Here is a 22480-nt window from a genome sequence, read left to right on the forward strand (position 1 = left end):
TCCGGTGGTGCGGGGTGCAGGTGCAGGGTGCGGGGCGTGCGCGGGGTGGATCAGGCGGCGGGCTTGCCGGGCTGGTCGTGGGTCGAGCAGTGGATGCCGCCGCCGCCCGAGGCGATGGTGTCGATCTTCACCATGACGACGTCCCGCTTGGGGAAGTGCTCCCGCAGGATGCCGCGTGCACGGTCGTCCGCCTTGCGGTCCCCGAACTGGGGCATGAACACCGAGTCGTTGGCGACGTAGAAGTTGGCGTAGGTGGAGACGAAGTCGTCCCCCTCGCCCGTGATCCGGTTCAGGTCGGGCTGCGGCAGGTCGATGACCTCGAAACGGCGGCCGCGGGCGTCCGTCGCCTTCGACAGGACGGACTTCGCCTGGTCGGCGGAGCGGGACCAGGAGTCCGGCGGGGTGCCGGCGTGGGCTCGGTCCAACAGGACCACACCGGGGGCGGTGAAGCGTACGAGGCTGTCCACGTGCGCGTCGGTGATGTCCTCGCCGCGTACGCCGGCCAGCCAGATGACCTTCTGGACGCCCAGGGTCTGCTTGAGCTCGGCCTCGATGGTGTCCCGGGACTTCCCCTTGTTGCGGTTGTCGTTGACGATCGAGCTCTCGGTGACCATCAGGGTGCCCTCGCCGTCGGTCTCGAAGGAACCGCCCTCGGCGACGAGCGGGGCCTGGACCCTGGGGATCCGGTACTTCTGCAGCAGCAGGCGCCCGACCTGGGCGTCGTTCGTGTGCTCCTGCTTGTTGCCCCAGCCGTTGAAGTTGAAGTCGACGCCGACGACCTCGGCGCCCTCCTCGACGAACACCGGGACGGTGTCGCGGGCCCACAGGTCGTCGACGGCCAGGGGGATCACCTCGACCTGGGAGCCGCAGGCCTTCTGGGCCGCGTCCGCCTGGTCGGGCCGGGCCATCATGACCACTTCTTCGTAGCCGCCGACGGCCCGGGCGATCCGCGCGATGTCCTCGCGCACGTAGGGCAGGTCCCGCTCCCAGACCGAGGCGAGGGCCGGCCAGGACATGAACGTGCGGGTGTGGCTCTCCCACTCGGCACCGAACCGGCGCTTTCCGTCCGCGGTGGGCTGAGGGGAGCCCGAGCCCGCGGCGCCTGGCCGGGTGCCGGACTCGGCGGGACCACAGGCCGCCGCACCGAAGACGGCGGCGCCGATCCCGGCGAAGGTACGGAGGACGGACCGGCGGGTGGGGGGAGTGAACGACACGGGGGACTCCGATCGTGTGCTGGCGGAGCGAGGGGCGTCCGGCCAGGGCGCGGGCACGGGAGGCGTGGCACAGGCCATCGGGCCGGGCCCTATCCACAGGGTGCACGCTTTGCACCGAGAACATCCGGTACGCACGGGAATATGGTGCGGCCGGATGTCGTCCACTGTTGCACTGACTGGAATTTCAGTCAATTTTCGTGGCGAGGGAACCGAGCCGACCGATCTCGACCCCGATCGCCCCGCGCATCAGGTCACGGGCGTGCCCCACGGGCAGCAGGCCGCTCAGCCAGCGGCTGCTCAGGCCCTCCAGGAGGGCGGTCAGCCGCTCGGCGGCGGCGGTGACGGCGGCACCCGGCGCGGCCGGACATACGGCGGCCAGCAGGCCGGCGACCTCCTCCACCCAGGCCGCGCCGGCCGCGGTGAGCTCGTCGCGCAGTTCCGGGTCGAAGATCGTATGGGCCCGCAGCTCCCCCCAGGCCGTACTGTTCTCGCGCACCTCGGGCAGGTCCTGGAATTCGAGCAGCAGGATCCGCTCCAGGAGCCGGCGCGGGTCCGCGGCGGGAGGTGCGGCGCCCACCTCGTCGGCGGCCCCCGTATAGCGGTCGGCCCGGTCGCTGATGAAGGCCAGGGCGTGCCGCAGGATGCCGGTCCGGTCCTTGAAGTGGTAGTAGATCAAGGCCGTCGACACGCCGGCCTCGGCCGCCAGGTCGCTCACCCGCAGCCCGCGGACCCCGCGCCTGGCGATGACCCGCGCGGCGCCCTCCAGGATGGCCCTTCTTCGATCCGACACCGGGTGATCCTCCCTTCTGGCGGTGTGCGTCTCGCATTGTCACACATTGACTGAAACTTTAGTTAGCGGCACGATGCGCCCCAGGTCATTGCCGCATCGTTGAAAGAGCCACCGCATGTTCGCTCAGCTTCCCGGCGTACAGTCCGCCCTCACGGCCCTGTCCGCCGACGACCCCCACGAGATCGGTGGCTACCGCCTCCACGCCCGGCTCGGCTCCGGCGGCATGGGGGTGGTCTACCTGGCGTACACGCCGGGCGGCCGGCCCATCGCACTGAAGGCCGTCCGGCGGGAGTTCGCCGCGGACCCGGAGTTCCGCGAGCGCTTCGCCCAGGAGGTGGCGAGCGCCCGCCGGATCCACGGCCTCTTCACGGCGCAGGTCGTCGACTCCGGTGAGGACGACCACACCCCGTGGCTGGCCACGGCCTACGTGCCCGGCCCCTCGCTGCACCAGGTCGTGCAGCGGCACGGACCGCTGCCGGTCCGTACGGTGCTGCTGCTCGTCGCCGGCATCGCCGAGGCCCTCCAGGAGATCCACCGGGTGGGCGTCGTCCACCGGGACCTCAAACCGGCGAACGTGCTCGTCGCGGGGGACGGGCCGCGGGTGATCGACTTCGGTATCGCGCGCGCCGCCGACGCCGCCGCCCTGACCGGCGTCGGCCTGCGGATCGGCACCGCCGCCTTCATGGCGCCGGAGCAGGCGCTGGGCCACCCGGTGACGCCGGCGACCGATGTGTTCGCGCTCGGGGCGCTCGCCGGGTTCGTGGCGGGCGGGGTCCCGCCCTTCGGGAACGGGCCGGAGTCCGGCGCCCTGTACCGGGTGGTCCACGAGCAGCCGGACCTGGTCCGGATCCCCCGCGAGCTGCACGACCTGCTGTCGTGGTGCCTGGCAAAGTCTCCGCGGGACCGTCCCACGACCGCCGACCTGATCACGGCCGTCCACGCGCACCCGCTCGTGGGTCCGCGGCCGGAGTTCACCGACGGCTGGCTGCCCCGGCCGGTGCTGGAGGAGGTCGGGGGCCGGACGGACGCCGGGCCGGCCGGGGACCCCGCGGGCTCCCCGGCCGGCCCGTCCGCGGGTTCCGGCCGACCGGGGCCGCCCGTACCGGAGCACCTCCAGGCGACCATGGCGGCGGCCGCGTACCCCGCCCCCGGGCCGGGCGGGACCATGCCGTACGCCCCGAGCCCGAGCCCGAGCCCGAGCCCCGACGCGGCGCCGGCTCCGGACCCGACTCCGATCCCGGCCCCGGCGGCCCCCGTGCCCCCGGCGGCCCCCGTGCCCCCGGCGCGCCGTGACCGGCGGCGCGACCGGAGCCGGCTGCCCGTGGTCGCCCTGGCCGCCGCGGCCCTGCTGGCCTGCGGAGGCGGTGCCTACTGGTTCGGCCTCCCCCCGGAGGAGGGCGAGACCCCCGCCGCGGAACCGACCGCCGGCCCGCCCCGGTCGACGGCATCCGCGTACGTGCCGGGATACTCCCAGGCCGAGCTCACCGCCCCGGATTCCGGTTACGAGTTCGACCTGCGCGCCGGGAAGGTGGTTCCCGTCGAGACGGCCGCCTGGTACCTCGCCCGCGGCTCCGACGCCTTCCTGCTCTCGGAGGAGTCCGACGCGTTCGTCGCCGACGGAAGCGGAGAGCTGACCCCGGACGACTGCGCGCGGGGCATCGAGACCCGGCCCGTGACGACCCTGCCCTTCAAGACGCTCACGAACGAGCGCCCCTTCTGCGTGCGAAGCCCTGACCAGCGGGAAGTCGCGATCGTACGGCTCGTCGAGGCGACCTCCGCAGGGGCCGTGACGATCGCCGTCGACCACTTCCGCAGCAGCTGACCCCCGGAAGCGGAACCGGTCCCGCGCGCCGGGGTGACACGCGCAAAGGTTGACTGAATTTTCAGTTAAGGCGAGGATGCCGTCCATCCCGCCCCTCCTCATCAGGGAGTCACCATGGATATGAACCCCCGCACCTCTCGCCGCCGAGTGCTCCAGTTCGGCGCGGCGGCCCTGCCGCTGGCAGCCCTCGGCTCCGCCCTCCCCTCGCTGGTGCAGACGGCCTCGGCCGCCCCGAACGGCTCCGGCACGCTCCGCATGCCCGCCGAGACCGACCGGCACATCCGTACGTACATGGCCTGGCCGGCCCTCTCCTCGGTGTGGGGCGGCGGCCTCGGAGCGGTGCGCAGGGACATCGCCGAGGTGGCCCACGCGATATCGCGCTACGAGCCGGTCGTGGTGCTGGCCCGCCCCGGCCAGGCCGCCGAGGCCCGCTACCAGTGCGGACTGGGCGCCTACTACGGCATCCAGGTCCTCGACATCCCCAACGACGACCTCTGGATCCGCGACTTCGGCCCCACTTTCGTCGTCGCCCCGGGTGCCGTCGCCGGTGTGGACACCAACTTCAACGGCTGGGGCAAAGCCGGTACGAAGTACGCACAGCCCTTCGCCAACGACGCGGCGGCGGCCCGCACGCTCCTCGCCGAGTACGAGGTGAACCGGATCCGGGCCGGCTTCGTCGGGGAGGGCGGCTCGCTGGAGACCGACGGCGACGGAACCCTGCTGGCCACGGTCAGTTCGATGGTGAACGCCAACCGGAACCCGGGCATGAGCCAGGCCCAGGTCGAGCAGGCCATGAAGACGGCGCTCGGCATCGACAAGGTGATCTGGGTGCCGGGCCTCGCCGGCGAGGACATCACCGACTGCCACATCGACTGTCTGGCCCGCTTCATCGCTCCCGGCCGCGTCATCCTCGACAAGCCCGGCCCCGTCGCGGACAAGAAGTGGGTGGCCGTCTACGAGGAGACCAAGCGGGCCCTGCAGAGCGCCACCGACGCCCGGGGCCGCCGCCTCGCCATCACCGAGCTGCCCGGCCCGGACCGGCGCGAGATCAGCGGCCGGGGCGACGAGTTCCTGTCCAGCTACACCAACTACTACACGGCGAACGGCGCGGTGATCGCGCCGCAGTTCGGCGACGGCCATGCCGACGGCGTCGCCTACGCCATCCTCCAGGCCGCCTACCCGGGTTACCGCGTCGAGCAGCTCCGGATCGACGGCATCGCCTCCGGCGGCGGCGGAATCCACTGCGCCACCCAGTCCCACCCGGCCGTGCCGCCGGCCGCCTGATGGCCGGGCCGCCCCGGCCGGCGCGGACGGCCCCGCCCGCCGGGGCGGCCCGCGCGCCGTCCGGCACTCCTGGTGACGGGCCGCGTACGTACGCACCCGATCATCCCGGTAGGGTGCGGAGCATGTCGTCTCGTAGTACTCAGATCCTCGAAGCCGCCGCCCGGGTGATCGCCCGGCGCGGTGTGCGCGGGCTGCGCGTGGAGGAACTCGCGGCCGAGGCCGGCGTCTCCACCGCCCTGATCTACTACCACTTCAAGGACCGTACGGGCGTCCTGCGCCAGACGCTGGAGTTCATCAACGACCGCGCCGAGCGCTACACCACCGACCGCGATCCGGACGACCCGCCGCTGACCCCGCGCGAAGAGCTGGAGGAGACCCTCCTGCTGGAGCTCCAGGACACCGTGGAGGTACGCGAGAACAGCTCGGCCTGGGGCGAACTGCGGGCGAGCGCCGTCTTCGACGAGGTCCTGCGCGAGGACCTGGCGCGGGCGACCCTGGTGTGGGTCCAGGAGGTGGCCGCGCTGCTGGGCCAGGTCCAGCCCATGGTGCCGGCCTCCGCGCTCGCCGCGGCCGCGGAGCGGCTCACCGCCCTGCTGGAGGGGCTGAGCATGCGCTGGCTGAGCGGCGGCATCAAGATCGGCCACGCCCGCGAGCTGATGCGGGGCGCCATCGACGCCGAGCTTTCGGGGCTCGGGCAGGGCTGACGTCCGTCGGCCGGGGCCGTTCCGCGACCCCGGCCCGCCCCGGAAACGCCCTGATACCGCCCCCGCCCTACCCCTGGCCGTGGGCCCCGCGTGCCTCCCGCGGGGCTCCCACCGGTCTCCCACCGGTCTTCCGCTCGCCTTCCCCTCGACTCCTGCCCGACTCCCGTGATTCCTTGCGGACCCGGGTCTGTTCAGCCTCTTGACTGAATTTTCAGTCAATGCCAGAGTGAGGATTCCGAGCAGGGCGGACCGAACCTCCCGCCTCTTCGGACCGCCGGCCGGCCCGTGCAACCTCACGCGCCCGCGCCCGGCCCGTACTCCTCGACGTACTCCTCGACGCACCCCTTGAGGCGTCCCCCGGCGCGCCACCGGCCCTCGGCCGCCGCCTCGCGCACCACACATCCGGACGGCGATGTCCCGGCCCCGGCCGTACCCTCGCCCGCCTTCCGGAGGAAGGAATGATCATGATGGTTTCGACCGGCTCCGACGCCGGGCGGGACGACCGGGGGACGTCATGCCCCTGACCCCCACCGAACGTGACCGGCTGCTGCTCTTCACCGCCGCCGAACTGGCCCGCGCCCGGCACGCCCGAGGCCTGCGGCTCAACGTCCCCGAGGCGACCGCGCTGATCGCGGACACGGTCTGCGAGGCGGCGCGCGACGGGCTGCGCCTGGCCGACGCCCTCAAGCGGGGCCGTAGCGTCCTCGGCCCGGACGACGTGCTCCCCGGGGTCGTCGACATCGTCACCGAGATCCAGGTCGAGGCCGTCTTCGAGGACGGCACCCGGCTGGCCGCGATCAGCGAGCCGTTCGGCGCGCAGGAGCGCGACGACTGCGCCCCGGGCGCGGTCCTGCCCGCCTCGGACACGGTGGCCGCGCCGGATCCGGCAGTGACCCTCACCGTCCGCAACACCGCGGCCGTGCCGGTGAGCGTGACCTCGCACTTCCACTTCTTCGAGGCGAACCCGCGGCTCGACTTCGACCGGGCCGCGGCCTACGGGATGCGGCTGGCGGTGGCCGCCGGTTCCTCCACCCGGTTCGACTCGGGCGCCACCGTCGAGGTCGGCCTGGTCCCCGTGGGCGGGGACCGGATCGCGATCGGCTTCGCGGGCCTGGTCGACGGGCCCCTGGACGCACCCGGGGCCAAGGCGCTCGCGCTGGCGAAGGCGGCGGCCTGCGGGTATCTGGGCGCGGCCGCCGCCGAACACGAGGACGGAGACCGGGCGTGAGCAAGAAGATCCCGCACAGTGACCACTGCGCGCCGGGCAGCCGGCACATCGATCCGCACGAGTACGCGTCGGTTTTCGGTCCGAGGGCCGGGGACCGGGTGCGGCTCGGTGACTCCGGGCTGACGGTCCGGGTGGAATTCGACGCGCAGAAGCCGGGCGACGAGTTCCTGGCGGGTTTCGGCAAGACGGCCCGTGACGGTCTGCATCTGAAGGCCGCCGCCGTCCGGGAGACGTGCGACGTGGTGATCAGCAATGTGCTGGTCATCGATGCCGTTCTCGGTATCCGCAAGGTGTCGATCGGTATCCGCGAGGGCCGGATCCATTCGATCGGCCGGGCCGGCAACCCCGACACCCTCGACGGCGTCGACGTGGTCGTCGGCACGGGGACGACGATCGTGTCGGGGGAGGGGCTGATCGCCACCGCCGGAGCGGTCGACACCCACGTCCACCTGCTCTCCCCGCGGATCATGGAAGCCTCGCTCGCGAGCGGCGTGACCACGATCATCGGCCAGGAGATCGGGCCGAGCTGGGGCGTCGGCGTCAACTCGCCCTGGGCCCTCAATCACGGGTTCAGTGCCTTCGACGCCTGGCCGGTCAACATCGGCTTCCTCGCCCGAGGCTCGTCCTCGAACGACGCTCCCCTCGTGGAGGCGCTCGCGGAGGGCGGCGCCTGCGGGTTCAAGGTGCACGAGGACCTCGGGGCCCATACCCGGGCCCTGGACACGGCGCTGCGGGTGGCCGAGGAGCATGACGTGCAGGTGGCTCTGCACAGTGACGGCCTGAACGAGTGTCTTTCCGTCGAGGACACCCTGCGGGTCCTGGACGGGCGGACCATCCACGCCTTCCACATCGAGGGCTGTGGCGGCGGACACGTCCCCAACGTCCTGAAGATGGCGGGCGTGCCGAACGTCATCGGCTCCTCCACCAATCCCACGCTGCCCTTCGGCCGGGACGCGGTGGCCGAGCACTACGGCATGATCGTCTCCGTCCACGACCTCAAGCCCGACCTGCCCGGCGACGCCGCCATGGCCCGCGACCGCATCCGGGCCGGGACGATGGGGGCCGAAGACGTCCTCCACGACCTCGGCGCGATCGGCATCACCTCCTCCGACGCCCAGGGCATGGGCCGGGCCGGCGAGACCATCCGCCGGACCTTCGCCATGGCCGCCAAGATGAAGGGCGAGCTCGGCCCGATGGACGGCGACGGCGAGGGCGACGACAACGCCCGCGTCCTGCGCTACATCGCCAAACTCACCATCAACCCGGCCATCGCCCACGGACTCGCCCACGAGATCGGCTCCATCGAAGTCGGCAAACTCGCCGACATCGTCCTGTGGCGTCCCCCGTTCTTCGGTGCCAAGCCGCAGATGGTGCTGAAGTCCGGCTTCCCCGCCTACGGCGTCACCGGCGACCCGAACGCCGCCACCGACACCTGCGAGCCGCTGGTCCTCGGCCCCCTGTTCGGCGCCCACGGCGCGGCGCCCGCAGACCTCTCGGTCGCCTTCGTCAGCCGCGCCGCCGCCGAGTCGGGCTCCTCCGGGGGCCTGACCACCCGGCGCCGCCGGGTCGCCGTACGCGGCACGCGCGGTATCGGGCCGAAGGACATGGTCGGCAACGCCCGCCTCGGCGATGTCGACGTGAACGCCCGGACCGGGCTCGTGACGCTCGACGGCGAGCCCCTGCACTCCGAGCCGGCCCAGCAGGTCTCCCTGAACCGCCTCTACTTCCTCTAGTCGCTTCCTCCAGTCCTCCCGCGCTCCCTTCCTTGCCTCACACCTTCACTCTTGACTGAATTTTCAGTCGAGTGGAAGACTCCACCCACGCAAGAAATGAGACACCTGATGACCGAATTCCGTATGCCCGCCGAGTGGTCCCAGCACGACGGCTGTCTGATGGCCTGGCCCACCCGCGAGGAGCTGTGGGGCAGCGTGCTCGCCGAGGTGAAGGAGGAGTACGCGAACGTCGCCCGCGCCATCGCCGCGTTCGAGCCCGTCACGATGGTTGCCCCGCCCGGCTTCGGCGAGGACGCCCGTGCGCTGTGCGGCGAGGGCGTCACCGTCATCGAGCTGCCGCTCGACGACTCCTGGTTCCGCGACTCCGCCCCGCTCTTCGTCCTCGACGGCGACGGCAACCGCGCCGGAGTGGACTTCCGCTTCAACGCCTGGGGCCGCAAGCACCACCCGTTCGACGCCGACGACCGGATCAGCGGCCTGCTGCTGGAGCACCTCGGGGTCGACCGCATCCCCTCCGGCATGATCCTCGAAGGCGGAGCCATCACCGTCGACGGCGAGGGCACGCTGATCACCACCGAGCAGTGCCTCCTGCACCCCAACCGCAACCCCGGCATGAACCGCGACCAGATCGAGGCCGAGCTGAAGTCCCGGCTCGGTGTCACCAAGGTCATCTGGCTCCCGTACGGCGGCCTGCTCGACACCGAGACCGACGGTCACGTCGACGGCGTCTGCGCGTTCGCCGCCCCCGGCACGGTCGTCATCTCCCTGCCCTCCGACCCGGACCACCCCGACCACGCCCGGATGCGCGCCAACCGCGCCGTGCTGGAGGCCACCACCGACGCCCGCGGCCGCCGCCTGGAGATCATCGAGGTGCCGCAGACCGCCTTCGCCGATGTGGCCGACGGCGAGATCGAGGTGTCGTACCTCAACTACTACGTCGCCAACGGCGGCGTCGTCGTCCCGGTGGCCGGCGTGCCCCAGGACGAGGAGGCCCTCTCCGTGATCGCCACGGCCTACCCGGGCCGCAAGGTCGTCGGGGTACGGGCGCTCGCCATCGCGTTCGGCGGCGGCGGCGTCCACTGCATCACCCAGCAGATCCCCGCAGCGCGGACCACCGTCTGACCCGGGAAACCGGCCGCTCCCGGCGGACCGCTCCGGCGGTCCGCCCGCTCCTCCCCCCGCATCCCTCACGGAATAGAGAGCGCGACGATGACCACCACCCCGCCCCGTACCGGCAGACGCTTCCGCGGCCGGCGCGGCCGGCTCAGCCCCGTTGCCGCGGCCGCGACCGCCGCCCTGACGGCCGTCTCCCTGCTCGCGGCCTGCTCCGGCCCGCCGAAGGAGAAGGCCGGCGGTGTCACCGACGTCAGGCTGTCGGTCTCCACACCCGAGGCACGCGGCGAGATCGACTCCTTCACCTGGGCCGTCTACGCCGAACCGCCCACCCTCGACTACACGGTGGCCTTCGACTACCCGCAGAACACCGTCCTGTCCAATGTGTGCGAGAGCCTGATGCGCTGGACCCCGGGCCTCACCACGGAGCCCGGTCTCGCCCAGAAGGCATCCAACCCGGACCCCACCACCTGGGTCTACGACCTGCGCCCCGGCGTGCGCTTCCACGACGGCAAGGAGATGACAGCCGACGACGTGGTCTTCAGCCTCGGCCGCCAGACGGACCCCGACAACGCCGCCGCCTGGGCCCAGGTGTTCCAGAACGTCGCCTCGATCACCAAGAGCGGCCCGCTGCAGGTCACCGTCAAGCTCAACAAGCCCGACTCGCAGTTCCCCCAGTACATGGCCACCGCCGCCGGAGTGGTCGCCTCCAAGGCCGCCGTCGAGGCGGCCGGCAAGGACTACGGCACCACGGGCGGCCTCGGCTGCAGCGGCCCCTTCAAGCTCGGCACGTGGAACAAGGGCCAGTCGATCGAGCTGGAGCGCTTCGACAACTACTGGGGCACCAAGGCCAAGTCGAAGAAGGCCGTCTTCCGCGTCCTGACCGATCCCTCCGCCCGGACGAACGCCATGCTCAGCGGGGAGGCCGACGGCGGTTACCTGATCCCCACCGAGAGCTACGCCCGCCTGAAGAACAGCGGCACCGGCACCCTCTACTTCGGCGAGGGCCTGAGCACGGTCAACGTCAACGTCACCAACATGCAGGGCCCCCTCGGTGACATCCGCGTCCGCCGGGCGCTGTCCCTGGCGCTGGACCGCTCCGGCTTCGTCAAGGCCGGCCTCGGCGGGGCGGGCACCGTCACCAACTCCCTCACCACGCGCGCCGCCTGGGCCGCCGCCCCCGAGCGCACCCTGAAGACCGCCTTCGACAGCCTGCCGCCCACCGGCCAGGACATCGAGAAGGCCAAGGCCCTGGTCAAGGAGGCCGGCGCCACCGGCAAGACGCTGACCGTGGCCACCAGCTCCATAGGCCAGGACGTCTCCCTCCTCGCCACCGCCGTCCAGGCGGCCGGCACTCGGATCGGCCTGGACATCCAGCTGAAGACGATCGCCCCGAACGCCTTCACCGCGCTGTTCACCGACCCCCAGGCGCGCGAGGGCATCGACATGTTCCCGCTCACCTACTACGACTCGATCACCGACCCGCTCGACCTGCTGCAGAACTTCAAGACCGGCGCGTACATGAACTTCGCCGGCTACAGCGACCCCGGGTACGACAAGCTCGTCGACCAGGCGAGCGCCGTCTACCCGGTCGAGCAGCGGATGGACATCGAGGCGAAGCTCCAGCACCACGCCTCGGAACAACTGCTCTGGATCCCGGTCGCCGAGTGGCCCACCGCGCTGTTCATGAACAAGCGCATCACCGGCGCCCCCACCACCATCTCGTACATGTACTACCCGTGGGCCGCCGACGTGGGGGCCGCGCAGTGAGTTTCGTCAGATTCGCGCTCCGGCGGGTGGCGGAGATGGCCGCCACCCTCCTGACCGCCTCGTTCGTGGTCTTCGGGGCCATGTACCTGGCACCGGGCAACCCGGCGAGCTTCCTGCTCGCCGGCCGCTCGGCCTCCCCGGAGGCCCTCGCCTCGATCAACGCCCAGTACCACCTGGACGACCCCTTCCTCATGCGGTACTTCCGGTGGCTGGGCGACGTGCTGCAGGGCGACTTCGGGCGGTCGATCACCTACCGCACCGATGTCTCGCGGCTGCTGGCGGACCGCCTGCCCACCACCCTGCTGCTCATCGTGATGTCGCTCGTCGTGGTCGTCGCCGTCGGCCTCTTCCTCGGCCGGATCGCCGCCGTCCGCGGCGGGGCCACCGACTCCGCCATCCTCGTCACCACGACGTTCGCCGTCGGCACCCCGTCCTTCGTCGCGGCGGTCCTGCTCCAGGGCCTCTTCGCCGTCAACCTCGGCTGGTTTCCCAGCAGCGGGGCGGGGGACGGCGGCCTCGGCGACATGCTCTGGCACCTCACGCTCCCCGCCATCGCCCTCGCGCTCTACCTGATCGGCATGCTCGCCCGGGTCACCCGCTCCGCCATGCTCGAAGCCCTCGACAGCGACCACGTCACCGTCGCCCGCAGCCGGGGCGTCCCCGAACGCCAGGTCATCAAGCGCCACGTGTTCCGCAACTCGCTCGGCACCGTCCTGACCACCGGCGGCCTCATCGTCTCCACGCTGCTGGTGTGCACCATCCTGGTGGAGACGGCCTTCAGCATCGGCGGCATCGGCCAGCTCCTCGAACTGTCCACCACCACCAAGGACTTCCCGACCGTCCAGGCGATCTCCCTGATCATCGTCGCCCTCTTCATGATCGTGAACCTGATCGTGGACCTGCTGCTGCCCCTGGTCGACCCCAGGGTCACCCTCGGATCGAGGAGCGCCGCCGTATGACCGCCGTCCTCACCCGCCGGCCCGGCCTCTCCCGGATCCGCGCCGCCGGCTCCCCGCTCCACCTGGTCTGCCTGGTGCTCGTCGCCGTCGTCGTCCTGGCCGCCCTGCTCGCACCCTGGGTCGTACCCCACGACCCCAACGCCGTCGACCTCGGCAACGCGCTGGCCGCACCGTCGGCCGCGCACCCGTTCGGCGTGGACGCGGCCGGCCGTGACACCCTCTCCCGGCTGCTGCTCGGCGCCCGCACCTCGCTGCTCGGACCGCTCGGCGTCGTCGCCTTCTCCACCGTCGCCGGCATCGCCATCGGCACGGCGGCGGCCTGGCGGGGCGGCTGGATCGACTCCGTGCTCTCCCGCAGCACCGAGCTCGTCTTCGCCTTCCCCGGCATGCTGCTGGCCATCCTGATCATCTCGGTCTACGGAGAGGGCCTGCTCGCCCCGGTCATCGCCCTCGCCGTGGCCTACCTGCCCTACGTCAGCCGCCTCACCCGCTCCCTGGTCCTGGCCGAACGGGTCCGCCCGTACGTCAGCGCCTACCAGGTCCAGGGCCACTCGGCGCTGCAGATCTGCCTGCGCCACATCCTGCCCAACATCGCCCCCGTCGTCCTCGCCCAGTCCACCATCAACTTCGGCTACGCCCTGATGGACCTGGCCGGACTGTCCTTCCTCGGGCTCGGCGTTCCCGCCCTCACCCCCGACTGGGGCCGCATGGTCTTCGACGGCCAGACCGCCATCCAGCACGGCTACCCGCTGTCCGCGATCCTGCCCTGCGCCTTCATCGTGCTGACCGTGGTCGCCTTCAACGTGGTCGGCGAACGCTGGGCCGACCGTACCGCCAGGAGGGCCCGATGAGACCGCCGCAACCACCGCACCCCACGCCACCGGTGCACACCCTCGACATCCAGGGGCTGCGGATCACCCTGCCCGGCACCGCCCGGCCCGTCCTCGACGGCGTCGACCTCACCGTCTCCACCGGTGAGACCGTCGCCCTCGTCGGTGAGTCCGGCTCCGGCAAGAGCCTCACCTCGCGCAGCGCGCTGAACCTGCTGCCACCCGGCGCCGTCGTCGAAGGAGCCGTACGGGTCGGCGGGGAGGACGTCCTCACCATGACCGCCGACCGGCTGCGCACGGTACGCGCCTCCGCCGTGGCCATGGTCTTCCAGGACCCGCGCGCCGCCGTCAACCCGCTGCGCCGCATCGGGGACTTCCTCACCGAGAGCGCCACCCTGACCCGGGCCATGAGCCGGGCCGAGGCGACCGCGCGCGCCACCGAGCTCCTGGAGGCCGTGGGCCTGGACCCGGCGGTGCTGCGCAAGTACCCCGGCCAGGTCTCCGGCGGCATGCTCCAGCGCGTGGTGATCGCGGCAGCCCTCATGGGGGACCCCTCCCTCCTGCTGGCCGACGAGCCCACCACCGCGCTGGACGTCACCTCCCAGGCCGAGGTCATCTCCCTGCTGGCCGCGCTCCGCGCCCGCTTCGGCACCGGCCTGCTGTTCGTCACGCACGACCTCGACCTCGCCGCGGCCATCAGCGACCGCGTCTACGTCATGTACGCCGGCCGGATCGCCGAGAGCGGGCCCGCCGAGGCCCTCTTCGCGCGCCCCCGGCACCCGTACACGGCCGCCCTGCTGGCCTCCACCCCGCGGATGGACGGCCCGCGCGGCCGGCTCGCCGCCATCGAGGGCCAGCCGCCGGACCTGCGCCAGGCCCTCCACGGCTGTGCCTTCGCCGCCCGCTGCCCGCTCGCCACGGAGGTCTGCGACCAGCAGGTGCCCCTGCCGGTGGCCGCCCCGGGCCGGCCGGGGCACCTGGCCGCCTGCCACCACAGCGACCGGCTCGAAGGGAGCACCGTCGATGCCCGATAGCGGACTTCCCGACAACGTCCTGGAGGTCACGGGGCTGCACCGCTCCTACGGAGCCGTGCGCGCCGTGGACGACGTGTCCTTCGTGCTCCCCGAGGGCGGTTCGCTGGGGATCGTGGGGGAGTCCGGCTCCGGCAAGACCACCACCGCGCGGATCATCGTCGGACTGGAGCGTGCCGACGAGGGCGAGGTCCTGGTCGGCGGCCGGAACCGGACCGCGCGCGGCGAGGGCCGCGGCCGTGCGCGGCGCCTGGCCCGCGCCCGCGAGGTCCAGATGGTCTTCCAGGACCCGTACCTCTCCCTCGATCCCCGGACCAGTGTGGAGGCGGCTCTGCGCGAGACCCTGCGCCTGCACTTCCCGGGCCGGGACCACGCGGGCCGGATACGGGAGTTGCTCGATCAGGTGGGTCTGGGCACCCGGGCCGCCGACGCCCTGCCGCGCCAGCTGTCCGGCGGCCAGCGTCAGCGCGTCGCCATCGCCCGGGCCCTGGCCGTCGAGCCGTCCGTCCTCGTCCTGGACGAGGCGGTCGCCGCGCTCGACGTCTCCGTACAGGCGCAGATCCTCAACCTGCTCGCGGACATCAGGGAACAGACCCGTATCGGGTACCTCTTCATCACCCACGACCTGGGCGTCGTACGGTGCGTCACCGACGAGATCGTCGTGATGCGCCGCGGCCGGATCGTGGAGGCGGGCGCCACGGCCGAGGTGCTGGCCGCGCCCCGGCACCCCTACACCCGGCTGCTCCTGGAGTCGGTGCCCCGCCCGGGGTGGGACCCGGAGGCGATCGCCGCGGCCCGCCGGGCGCTGTAGCCCGTGCCGGTCACGGCCCGGATCCGGCTCCCGATCCGGCTCCCGCTCCCGCTCCCGCGGCGAGGGTACGGATCAAGGTCCGCAGGACCGGCCCCGTACCGCCGTCGGCGCCCAGGGAGTCCATGGCCGCCAGGCCGTCCACGGCGGCGGCCACGGCCAGTCCCAGGGGGCGCGGGTCGAGGTTCCCGCCGCGTTCGTCGGCCAGGACCTGGAAGAGGGCGACGAAGCAGGCGCGCCAGCGCCGGTACTCGGCTTCCAGGCTCTCCCGGACCCGGGCGTCGTTCAACGCCTGCCAGTGCAGGGCGGAATGGAGGTGGGAGAGCTCGGCGCCCTCGGGCCGGCCGAGCAGCTCGACGACCCGTTCGGCGCGCTCTGCGAAGGGTCCGGGGCCGGACACCGCCGCTTCCAGCGGCGTGATCCATTCCGGGCGGATGTCCTCGATGACCGCGAGGACGAGATCCGTCCGGTCCTGGAAGTGGTAGTGGCACATTCCGTGCGAAACGCCCGACAGTGCGGCGACGTTGCGGGTGGTGAAGCCCTCGCTCATCTCGCCCGCGAGCAGGGTCCGCGCGGCGGCGATCAGTCGCGCCCGCGTCTGTTCGCCCTTCGCCGAGGCCCGAGGCCGGCCGGCCCTTGCAGGGGGAGCGGCCGGCCGGCCCCCGGAGTCCTTCGCGACAGCTGCCATGGCGTCACTCTAACCAGCCTTCGGTCCGCGACCTGGGGCTTTCCGTGATCCACCGGAATGACCTCGTCCAAACTATTGACCGAGCGCTTGGCCAGTTTTAGCTTTCCGGTCAACCCCGCTGTCCCCGCGGGGAGTTGATCCATCGGAGGACCCCCACATGAACGATCACGCAGTGAACCGGCCCGCAGGCGAGGGCATGGGCAGACGCAGGTTCCTGGCAGCGGCGGGACTCACCGCCGCCGCGGCCGCACTGGCGGCGACCGAAGGGCGGGCCGGGGCCGCGTCCGCGCTCCGTCCGGCCGCGGCGGGCGCCTTCCGCGTGCCCGTCGAGGACGTCCGGCACACCCGCACCTGGATGGCCTGGCCGGACTCCACCTCCATCTGGGGCAACACGCTCGGCGGCGTCCAGCAGGACATCGCGCTGATCGCACGCACCATCGCCAAGTACGAGCCGGTCTACATCTGTGCCAACTCCGCCGGCGCGGCCAAGGCCCGCTCGATGTGCGGCTCCACCGTCACCGTCATCAGCACCATCCCCGTCGACGACTGCTGGATGCGCGACACGGGGCCCGTCTTCCGCACGAACGGATCCGGCGGCCTGGACGCCGTCGGCCTCAACTTCAACGGCTGGGGCAAGAAGCAGGCCCACTCGCGGGACAACCTGGTCGCCGGCCGGATCGCCTCCTACGTCGGGGTCCCCTTCACCGCCGCCGCCCTGGTCGGCGAGGGCGGCGCGGTCGAACAGGACGGCGCCGGCACCCTGATGGCCACCCGCAGCAGCCTGATCAACAAGAACCGCAACCCCAACAAGTCGCAGGCGCAGATCGAATCCGCCCTGCTCGCCGCCTACGGCGCCACCAAGGTCATCTGGTTCGACGGGGTCAAGGGCCAGGACATCACCGACGACCACGTCGACGCGACCTCGCGCTTCCTCGCCCCCGGCAGGGCCGCCGTCCAGATGCCCCTGGCCTCGGACAACGACGTGTACGCCAAGGACGCCCGCCAGCAGTACCAGATCCTCTCCGCGGCCACCGCCGCCGACGGCACGCGCATGACGGTCGACCAGATCCAGGGCCCCGACTACAACAAGATCCGCTCCTCCAACCCGGACTTCCTCGCCTCCTACGCCAACTACTACCTGTGCAACGGCGCCGTCATCAGCGCCCACTTCGGCGACACCCGCGCCGACACCGCGGCGAAGGCCACCCTGGCCCGGCTCTACCCCGGCCGCACCATCGAGCAGCTCAACATCGACCGGCTCGGCACCGGCGGCGGCGGCATCCACTGCGTCACCCAGCAGCAGCCCGTCCCGTAACCGACACCCACCCCACACCCACCGCAGAGCGCCAAGGACCACGGGGCCGTTCCGGAGCGATCCGGAACGGCCCTCCACCGTTTCCGGGCACGAACAGGTACGAGATACCGCCATCCGGGAAAATCCTTGGACCACGCGGACACCGCCACGGGACACTTCGGTTCCCGCAAGCCGTCCGCACACGAACGCACAGGGTTGTCATGGGAACGCCTGAACCACCCGAAAAACGACCGGGCAAGGGCCCGGTACTCCTCGCACTTCGCTACTACGGACGGGAGTTGGCCCGCCTCAAACGGCTGACCGCACCCGCGATGCTGCTCCCGGCGCTGGGCAACATCGGCATCAACTACATCGCTCCGCTGATCGTCGCCAAGCTCGTCGGCCGCATCGCCGGAGGCGGCAGCGCCACCGTCGACGCGATGCTGCCGTACGTCCTCTCCTTCGCCGGGGTCCTGCTCCTCGCGGAGGCGCTGTGGCGCCTCGGCCTGCACTGCCTCAACCGCCTCGACGCCCGCGGCATCGAGCACCTGTACGTGGTCGGCATGGACGAACTGTTCGCCAAGGACGCCGCGTTCTTCCACGACAACTTCGCCGGGTCGCTGACCAAGAGGGTGCTGAGCTTCGCCTCCCGCTTCGAGGAGTTCGTCGACACCCTCACCTTCTCCGTCATGGGCAGCTTCGTACCGCTGGTGTTCGCCTCCGTGGTGCTGTGGCAGTACGACCCGCTGCTCGTGGCCGGACTCCTGGTCCTGATCGCCGTGACGGCGCTGGGCGTGGCGCCGCTGATCCGGCGCCGCCAAGGCCTCGTCGCCCAGCGCGAGGAGGCGATCGCCCGGGTGTCGGGCCACGTCGCCGACAGCCTGATGAACATGGACACCGTCCGGGCCTTCGCCGCCGAGGACCGCGAGGCGGCCGAACACCGCTCGCGCGTCGCCGAGTCGCGCCGGCTCACCCTGCGCTCCTGGGACTACGGCAACCTGCGCATCGACACGCTGGTCGCACCGATGTCCGTACTGACCAACGCGCTGGGCCTGCTGCTCGCCGTCACGCTCGGCGGGGGAGAGCACGGCGTGGAGGCGATCATCGTCGCCTTCACCTACTACGCCAGCGCGACGCGGATCATGTTCGAGTTCAACCAGATCTACCGCCGGCTGGAGAGCTCCATGACGGAGGCCGCGCAGTTCACCGAACTGCTGCTCACGCCGCCGACCGTACTCGACCCGGCCGTCCCCGAGCCGCTGCGGCCCGGTTCCTCCGACGTCCGCTTCGAGCGGGTCACCTTCGCCCACGGCGGTGGCAAGCCGCTCTTCGACGGCCTCGACCTGAACGTGCCCGGCGGGACGAAGATCGGCCTCGTCGGCCGGTCCGGGGGCGGCAAGACCACGCTCACCCGGCTGCTGATGCGGATGACGGACATCGAATCCGGCCGGATCCTGATCGGCGGCCAGGACATCACCCGGCTGCGCCAGGCCGACCTGCGCAGCCTGATCGCCTACGTCCCGCAGGACCCGGCGATGTTCCACCGCACCCTGCGGGAGAACATCGCCTTCGCCCGGCCGGACGCCACCGAGGCCGAGATCCGCCGTGCGGCCGAGGCGGCGCACGTCACGGAGTTCACCGACGCGCTGCCCGACGGCTTCGACACGATGGTCGGCGAGCGCGGCGTCAAGCTGTCCGGCGGGCAGCGCCAGCGCGTCGCGCTCGCCCGGGCGATCCTGCGCGACGCGCCGATCCTGCTCCTCGACGAGGCGACCAGTGCCCTGGACTCGGAGAGCGAGGTCCTCGTCCAGGAGGCGCTGTGGCGGCTCATGGAGGGCCGGACTGCCCTCGTGGTGGCGCACAGGCTGAGTACGGTCGCGAACATGGACCGGCTCGTCGTCCTCGACCGCGGACGCATCGTCGAGCACGGCACGCACCAGGAACTGCTCACCTCGGAGGGCGCCTACGCGAAGCTGTGGCAGCACCAGTCGGGGGGCTTCCTCGACGACACCTCCGCCGCGCGCTCCGACCTGCACTGACCGCGGGCCCGGCCTGCCGGCCCGCCCCGTGATCCGCCGTCCTCGTCGCGCGGCGGGTCACGGGGCGGGTCACGGGGCGGGTCAACGCGGCCGCCGCCGGCCGGGGGCGGGGCGCGGAGGCCACGCTGCGGACGGTGCCGGGCTACACCGGCGCGGACGGGGTCATCACCGACGAAGGGGTGCGCGAGCGGCCCGGCACGGTGCTCGCACGGCTGCCGGCGCCCCGCTGAGAGGTCCCACCCGGGTCCCGCCCGAGAGCGGCACCCACCCTTCGGGGGTGGATATGCGTATTTTGTCCTGATATGAGCATCCCTGCTGAAAGCCGCGGCGTCCCGGGGCGGCGCCGGCTGCTCCGGGTGGTACTGACCGGCACGGTGGCCCTGGGAGCCGGCCTGGTGGCCGGTTCCCCCCGCACTCCCGAGGCCCCCGTCACCGGGGGCCCCGGAAGGGTCCGGCCCGCCACCCCCGCGTCCGCGCTGCGGGAGCTGGAGACGGGCAACGCGCGCTGGCGGACCCTGCACGAGCGGCACCCCGACGAGACGCGGACCGTGCGCCAGACGCTGGTCGGCGGCCAGCACCCCTTCGCCGTCGTCCTCGGCTGCGTCGACTCCCGCGTCCCCCCGGAGCTGGTCTTCGACCAGGGCCTGGGCGATCTGCTGACCGTACGGTCGGCGGGCGAGGTCCTGGACGAGGCGGTGCTCGGCAGCATCGCCTACGGAGTCCTCGAACTGGGGATCCCGCTGGTCGTCGTCCTGGGCCACCAGTCGTGCGGGGCGGTCGCCGCGGCCGTCCGGGCCGACGAGGGCGGGGCCCCGCTGCCGGGTCACATGCAGTACCTGGTCGACCAGATCCACCCGGCGATCGACCGCACGCTGCGCGGGGCCGCGCGGATCGACGCGGCGATCACCGCGAACGTACGGCTGGTGCAGGCGCGGCTCGCCGCGGAACCGGAGCTCGCCGCCAAGGTCACGGCCGGGCACCTGGCCGTCGTCGGAGCCCGGTACGAACTCACCAGCCAGCGGGTGCGCCGGATCGGCTGACCCGCCGGGGCCGGCGGATCCGGCGGGACGGTCCGGTCCGGCGCGGTACGAATCCCAGTTCGTCAGCGCCGGGAGGCCCGCACCGCACGTGCGGGTGATTGTTTCCCGTCCGGGTGCCTTTGGGCGCTCAAGGCGCCTGGGGGCCGGGAGAGTTGATACATGATCATCGAACCCGTGCCCGCGCCCGATCCCACGCCCGGCCCCTCCGGCGAGCCCGCGCCGGCGCCCTCCCGCCGCCCCTCCCGCCGTACCGTCATCGGCGGTGCGGCCGCCGTCGCGGGAGTCGGCGCCCTGTCGGTCGCCGCCGCCTCCGCCGGGACCCCGCAGGCCCCGTCCGGCTCGGCGCGCCCCGACTGGGAGACCTGCCTCACCATCGCCCGGGCCGTCCTCGTACGCGATGACGACGACGAGCCCCTGGTGCCCCGTTACTCCGACATCCTGCTGAAGAACGGCCTGCCCCGGTCCCGTACCCGCAAGAAGGTACTGATCGTCGGCGCCGGGCCCGCCGGCCTCGCCGCCGCCCACCTGCTGCGCGAGGCCGGACACCAGGTCACCGTCATCGAGGCCAACGGCAACCGGGTGGGCGGCCGGATCAAGACCTTCCGTGCCGGCGGCCACGAGAAGTCCGCCGCCCCCTTCGCCGACCCGAAGCAGTACGCCGAGGCCGGCGCGATGCGGATTCCCGACAGCCACCCCCTGGTCACCGGGCTGATCGACAGTCTCGGCCTGAAGCGGCGGCGCTTCCACCTGGTCGATGTCGACGGGTCCGGCCGCCCCGCCTACCGTACGTGGATCTTCGTCAACGGCATCCGCGTCCGCCGCGCCGACTACGCGCGCAGCCCGCAGGCCCTCAACAAGTCCTTCGGGGTCCCGGCGGCCTATGAGGCCCTGCCCGCCGCGCAGATCGTCCGCAACGCCTTCGCCCCCGTGCGCAAGGAGATCGAGGGCAAGAAGGACAAGCAGCTCGTCGAGGGCTGGGCCCGCGTGATCCAGCGCTACGGCCACATGTCGATGTACCGCTACCTGACCGAGGAGGCGAAGCTCGACGAGCGGACGATCGACCTGATCGGCACCGTCGAGAACCTCACCTCCCGCCTGCACCTCGCCTTCGTGCACAGCTTCATCGGAGCCTCGCTGATCAGCCCGGACACCGCCTTCTTCGAACTGCCCGGCGGCACCGCCACCCTGGCCGACGCCCTCTACGCCCGCGTCGACGACCTCGTCCGGCTCGACCGCCGCGCCACCCGGATCACCCACGGGGAGGGCGGGGTCAGCATCGAGACCGTCTCCGAGGGCCGCGGCGGCAGCCCCGTGCGGCGCGAGACCTTCACCGGCGACACCGCGATCATCACCGTGCCCTTCTCCGGGCTGCGCCACATCCCGGTCGCGCCCGCGCTCTCGTACGGCAAGCGGCGCGCGATCACCGAGCTGCACTACGACGCGGCGACCAAGGTCCTGCTCGAATTCAGCCGCCGCTGGTGGGAGTTCGACGAGGCCGACTGGAAGCGCGAGCTGGAGGCGGTCCAGCCCGGCCTGTACCGCAAGTACCAGCTCGGGCAGACCCCGGCGGACGGCACCCTGCTCGGCGCGCACGCGTCCGTGTCCGACCGCGGCATCTCCAGCGGGCAGCGGGCGCACTACGCGGCCTGCCGAGCGGTCACGCGGGACCAGCCCGAGGCGGCCCACGTCATCGGCGGCGGCTCGGCCACCGACAACCCCAACCGCTTCATGTTCCAGCCCTCCTACCCCGTCGAGGGCAGCGCGGGCGGCGTCGTGCTCGCCTCCTACAGCTGGTCGGACGACGCCCTGAAGTGGGACTCCCTGGACGACGAGGAGCGCTACCCGCGCGCGCTCGCCGGGGTGCAGGAGGTGTTCGGGCAGCGGATCGAGGTGTTCTACACCGGCGTCGGGCGCACCCAGTCCTGGATGCGTGACCCGTACGCCTACGGCGAGGCCTCCGTGCTGCTGCCCGGCCAGCACACCGAACTCTTCCCCCACGTCCGCAAGGCCGAAGGGAACCTGCACTTCGCCGGGTGCCACACCTCCATCAAGCCGGCGTGGATCGAGGGAGCCCTGGAGTCCGCGGTACGCACCGCCCTGGAGGTCCACTCGACCCTCTGACGGCCACGGCCA

The 22480-nt window shown here is 72.2% G+C and carries 18 protein-coding genes; 15 read left to right on the plus strand and 3 right to left on the minus strand.

Annotation, left to right across the window (positions count from 1 at the left end; genetic code table 11):
* Positions 1-50 precede the first annotated feature (50 nt).
* A complete protein-coding gene (locus ACFY0D_RS12410; RefSeq protein ID WP_390798280.1) occupies positions 51-1214 on the minus strand; it encodes an agmatine deiminase family protein in 1164 nt (387 codons plus the stop codon).
* A 184-nt stretch (positions 1215-1398) separates the two neighbouring features.
* Positions 1399-2004, minus strand: a complete 606-nt coding sequence (locus ACFY0D_RS12415) for a TetR/AcrR family transcriptional regulator (RefSeq protein WP_390798281.1) — start codon at positions 2002-2004, stop codon at positions 1399-1401.
* Between the two features lie 115 nt (positions 2005-2119).
* Between ACFY0D_RS12415 and ACFY0D_RS12420 the strand changes: the two genes are divergently transcribed.
* The 11 genes from ACFY0D_RS12420 to ACFY0D_RS12470 all read left to right on the plus strand — a co-directional run bounded on the left by ACFY0D_RS12420 (position 2120) and on the right by ACFY0D_RS12470 (position 15289).
* Positions 2120-3826 (plus strand): serine/threonine-protein kinase, encoded by a 1707-nt coding sequence (locus tag ACFY0D_RS12420; RefSeq protein WP_390798282.1) that lies wholly within the window; start codon positions 2120-2122, stop codon positions 3824-3826.
* Positions 3827-3940: 114 nt separating this feature from the next.
* Entirely contained in the window at positions 3941-5110 is a 1170-nt protein-coding gene (locus ACFY0D_RS12425) for an agmatine deiminase family protein (protein ID WP_390798283.1), read from the plus strand.
* Between the two features lie 122 nt (positions 5111-5232).
* Positions 5233-5814, plus strand: a complete 582-nt coding sequence (locus ACFY0D_RS12430) for a TetR/AcrR family transcriptional regulator (RefSeq protein WP_202198696.1) — start codon at positions 5233-5235, stop codon at positions 5812-5814.
* Between the two features lie 514 nt (positions 5815-6328).
* Positions 6329-7042, plus strand: coding sequence for an urease subunit gamma (ureA, locus tag ACFY0D_RS12435; RefSeq protein ID WP_390798284.1), 714 nt, complete (start codon positions 6329-6331; stop codon positions 7040-7042).
* 47 nt (positions 7043-7089) lie between these two features.
* Entirely contained in the window at positions 7090-8775 is a 1686-nt protein-coding gene (locus tag ACFY0D_RS12440) for an urease subunit alpha (protein WP_390798512.1), read from the plus strand.
* A 108-nt stretch (positions 8776-8883) separates the two neighbouring features.
* Positions 8884-9897: an agmatine/peptidylarginine deiminase gene (locus ACFY0D_RS12445; RefSeq protein WP_390798285.1), complete on the plus strand. Its 1014-nt coding sequence runs from the start codon at positions 8884-8886 to the stop codon at positions 9895-9897.
* 87 nt (positions 9898-9984) lie between these two features.
* Positions 9985-11658 carry an ABC transporter substrate-binding protein gene (locus tag ACFY0D_RS12450; RefSeq protein ID WP_390798286.1) on the plus strand — a complete coding sequence of 558 codons (1674 nt, stop codon included), beginning with the start codon at positions 9985-9987 and terminating at the stop codon, positions 11656-11658.
* Positions 11655-12617 (plus strand): ABC transporter permease, encoded by a 963-nt coding sequence (locus tag ACFY0D_RS12455; protein WP_390798287.1) that lies wholly within the window; start codon positions 11655-11657, stop codon positions 12615-12617. The genes ACFY0D_RS12450 and ACFY0D_RS12455 overlap by 4 nt, the downstream gene beginning before the upstream one ends.
* On the plus strand, positions 12614-13468 hold the full coding sequence (locus tag ACFY0D_RS12460) for an ABC transporter permease (protein WP_390798288.1): 855 nt from the start codon (positions 12614-12616) through the stop codon (positions 13466-13468). The genes ACFY0D_RS12455 and ACFY0D_RS12460 overlap by 4 nt, the downstream gene beginning before the upstream one ends.
* Complete coding sequence (locus ACFY0D_RS12465) at positions 13465-14481, plus strand: ABC transporter ATP-binding protein (RefSeq protein WP_390798289.1); 1017 nt, start codon at positions 13465-13467, stop codon at positions 14479-14481. Before ACFY0D_RS12460 ends, ACFY0D_RS12465 begins: the two co-directional genes overlap by 4 nt.
* Entirely contained in the window at positions 14471-15289 is an 819-nt protein-coding gene (locus ACFY0D_RS12470) for an ABC transporter ATP-binding protein (protein WP_390798290.1), read from the plus strand. The genes ACFY0D_RS12465 and ACFY0D_RS12470 overlap by 11 nt, the downstream gene beginning before the upstream one ends.
* A gap of 10 nt (positions 15290-15299) precedes the next feature.
* Here the strand turns inward: ACFY0D_RS12470 and ACFY0D_RS12475 are convergent, their stop codons facing one another.
* Positions 15300-15974, minus strand: a complete 675-nt coding sequence (locus ACFY0D_RS12475; RefSeq protein ID WP_390798291.1) for a TetR/AcrR family transcriptional regulator — start codon at positions 15972-15974, stop codon at positions 15300-15302.
* A 157-nt stretch (positions 15975-16131) separates the two neighbouring features.
* Here ACFY0D_RS12475 and ACFY0D_RS12480 point away from each other — a divergent pair, with 157 nt between their 5' ends.
* The 4 genes from ACFY0D_RS12480 (at position 16132) to ACFY0D_RS12495 (ending at position 22468) form a co-directional block, all read left to right on the plus strand.
* A complete protein-coding gene (locus ACFY0D_RS12480) occupies positions 16132-17289 on the plus strand; it encodes an agmatine/peptidylarginine deiminase (RefSeq protein WP_390798292.1) in 1158 nt (385 codons plus the stop codon).
* A gap of 200 nt (positions 17290-17489) precedes the next feature.
* Positions 17490-19307: an ABC transporter ATP-binding protein gene (locus ACFY0D_RS12485; protein ID WP_390798293.1), complete on the plus strand. Its 1818-nt coding sequence runs from the start codon at positions 17490-17492 to the stop codon at positions 19305-19307.
* Positions 19308-19609: 302 nt separating this feature from the next.
* Entirely contained in the window at positions 19610-20347 is a 738-nt protein-coding gene (locus tag ACFY0D_RS12490; RefSeq protein WP_390798294.1) for a carbonic anhydrase, read from the plus strand.
* Positions 20348-20506: 159 nt separating this feature from the next.
* Positions 20507-22468 (plus strand): flavin monoamine oxidase family protein, encoded by a 1962-nt coding sequence (locus tag ACFY0D_RS12495; RefSeq protein WP_390798295.1) that lies wholly within the window; start codon positions 20507-20509, stop codon positions 22466-22468.
* The last annotated feature ends 12 nt before the right edge of the window (positions 22469-22480 follow it).

Source organism: Streptomyces sp. NPDC001502 (assembly GCF_042894785.1).
Classification (GTDB): Bacteria; Actinomycetota; Actinomycetes; order Streptomycetales; family Streptomycetaceae; genus Streptomyces; species Streptomyces kutzneri.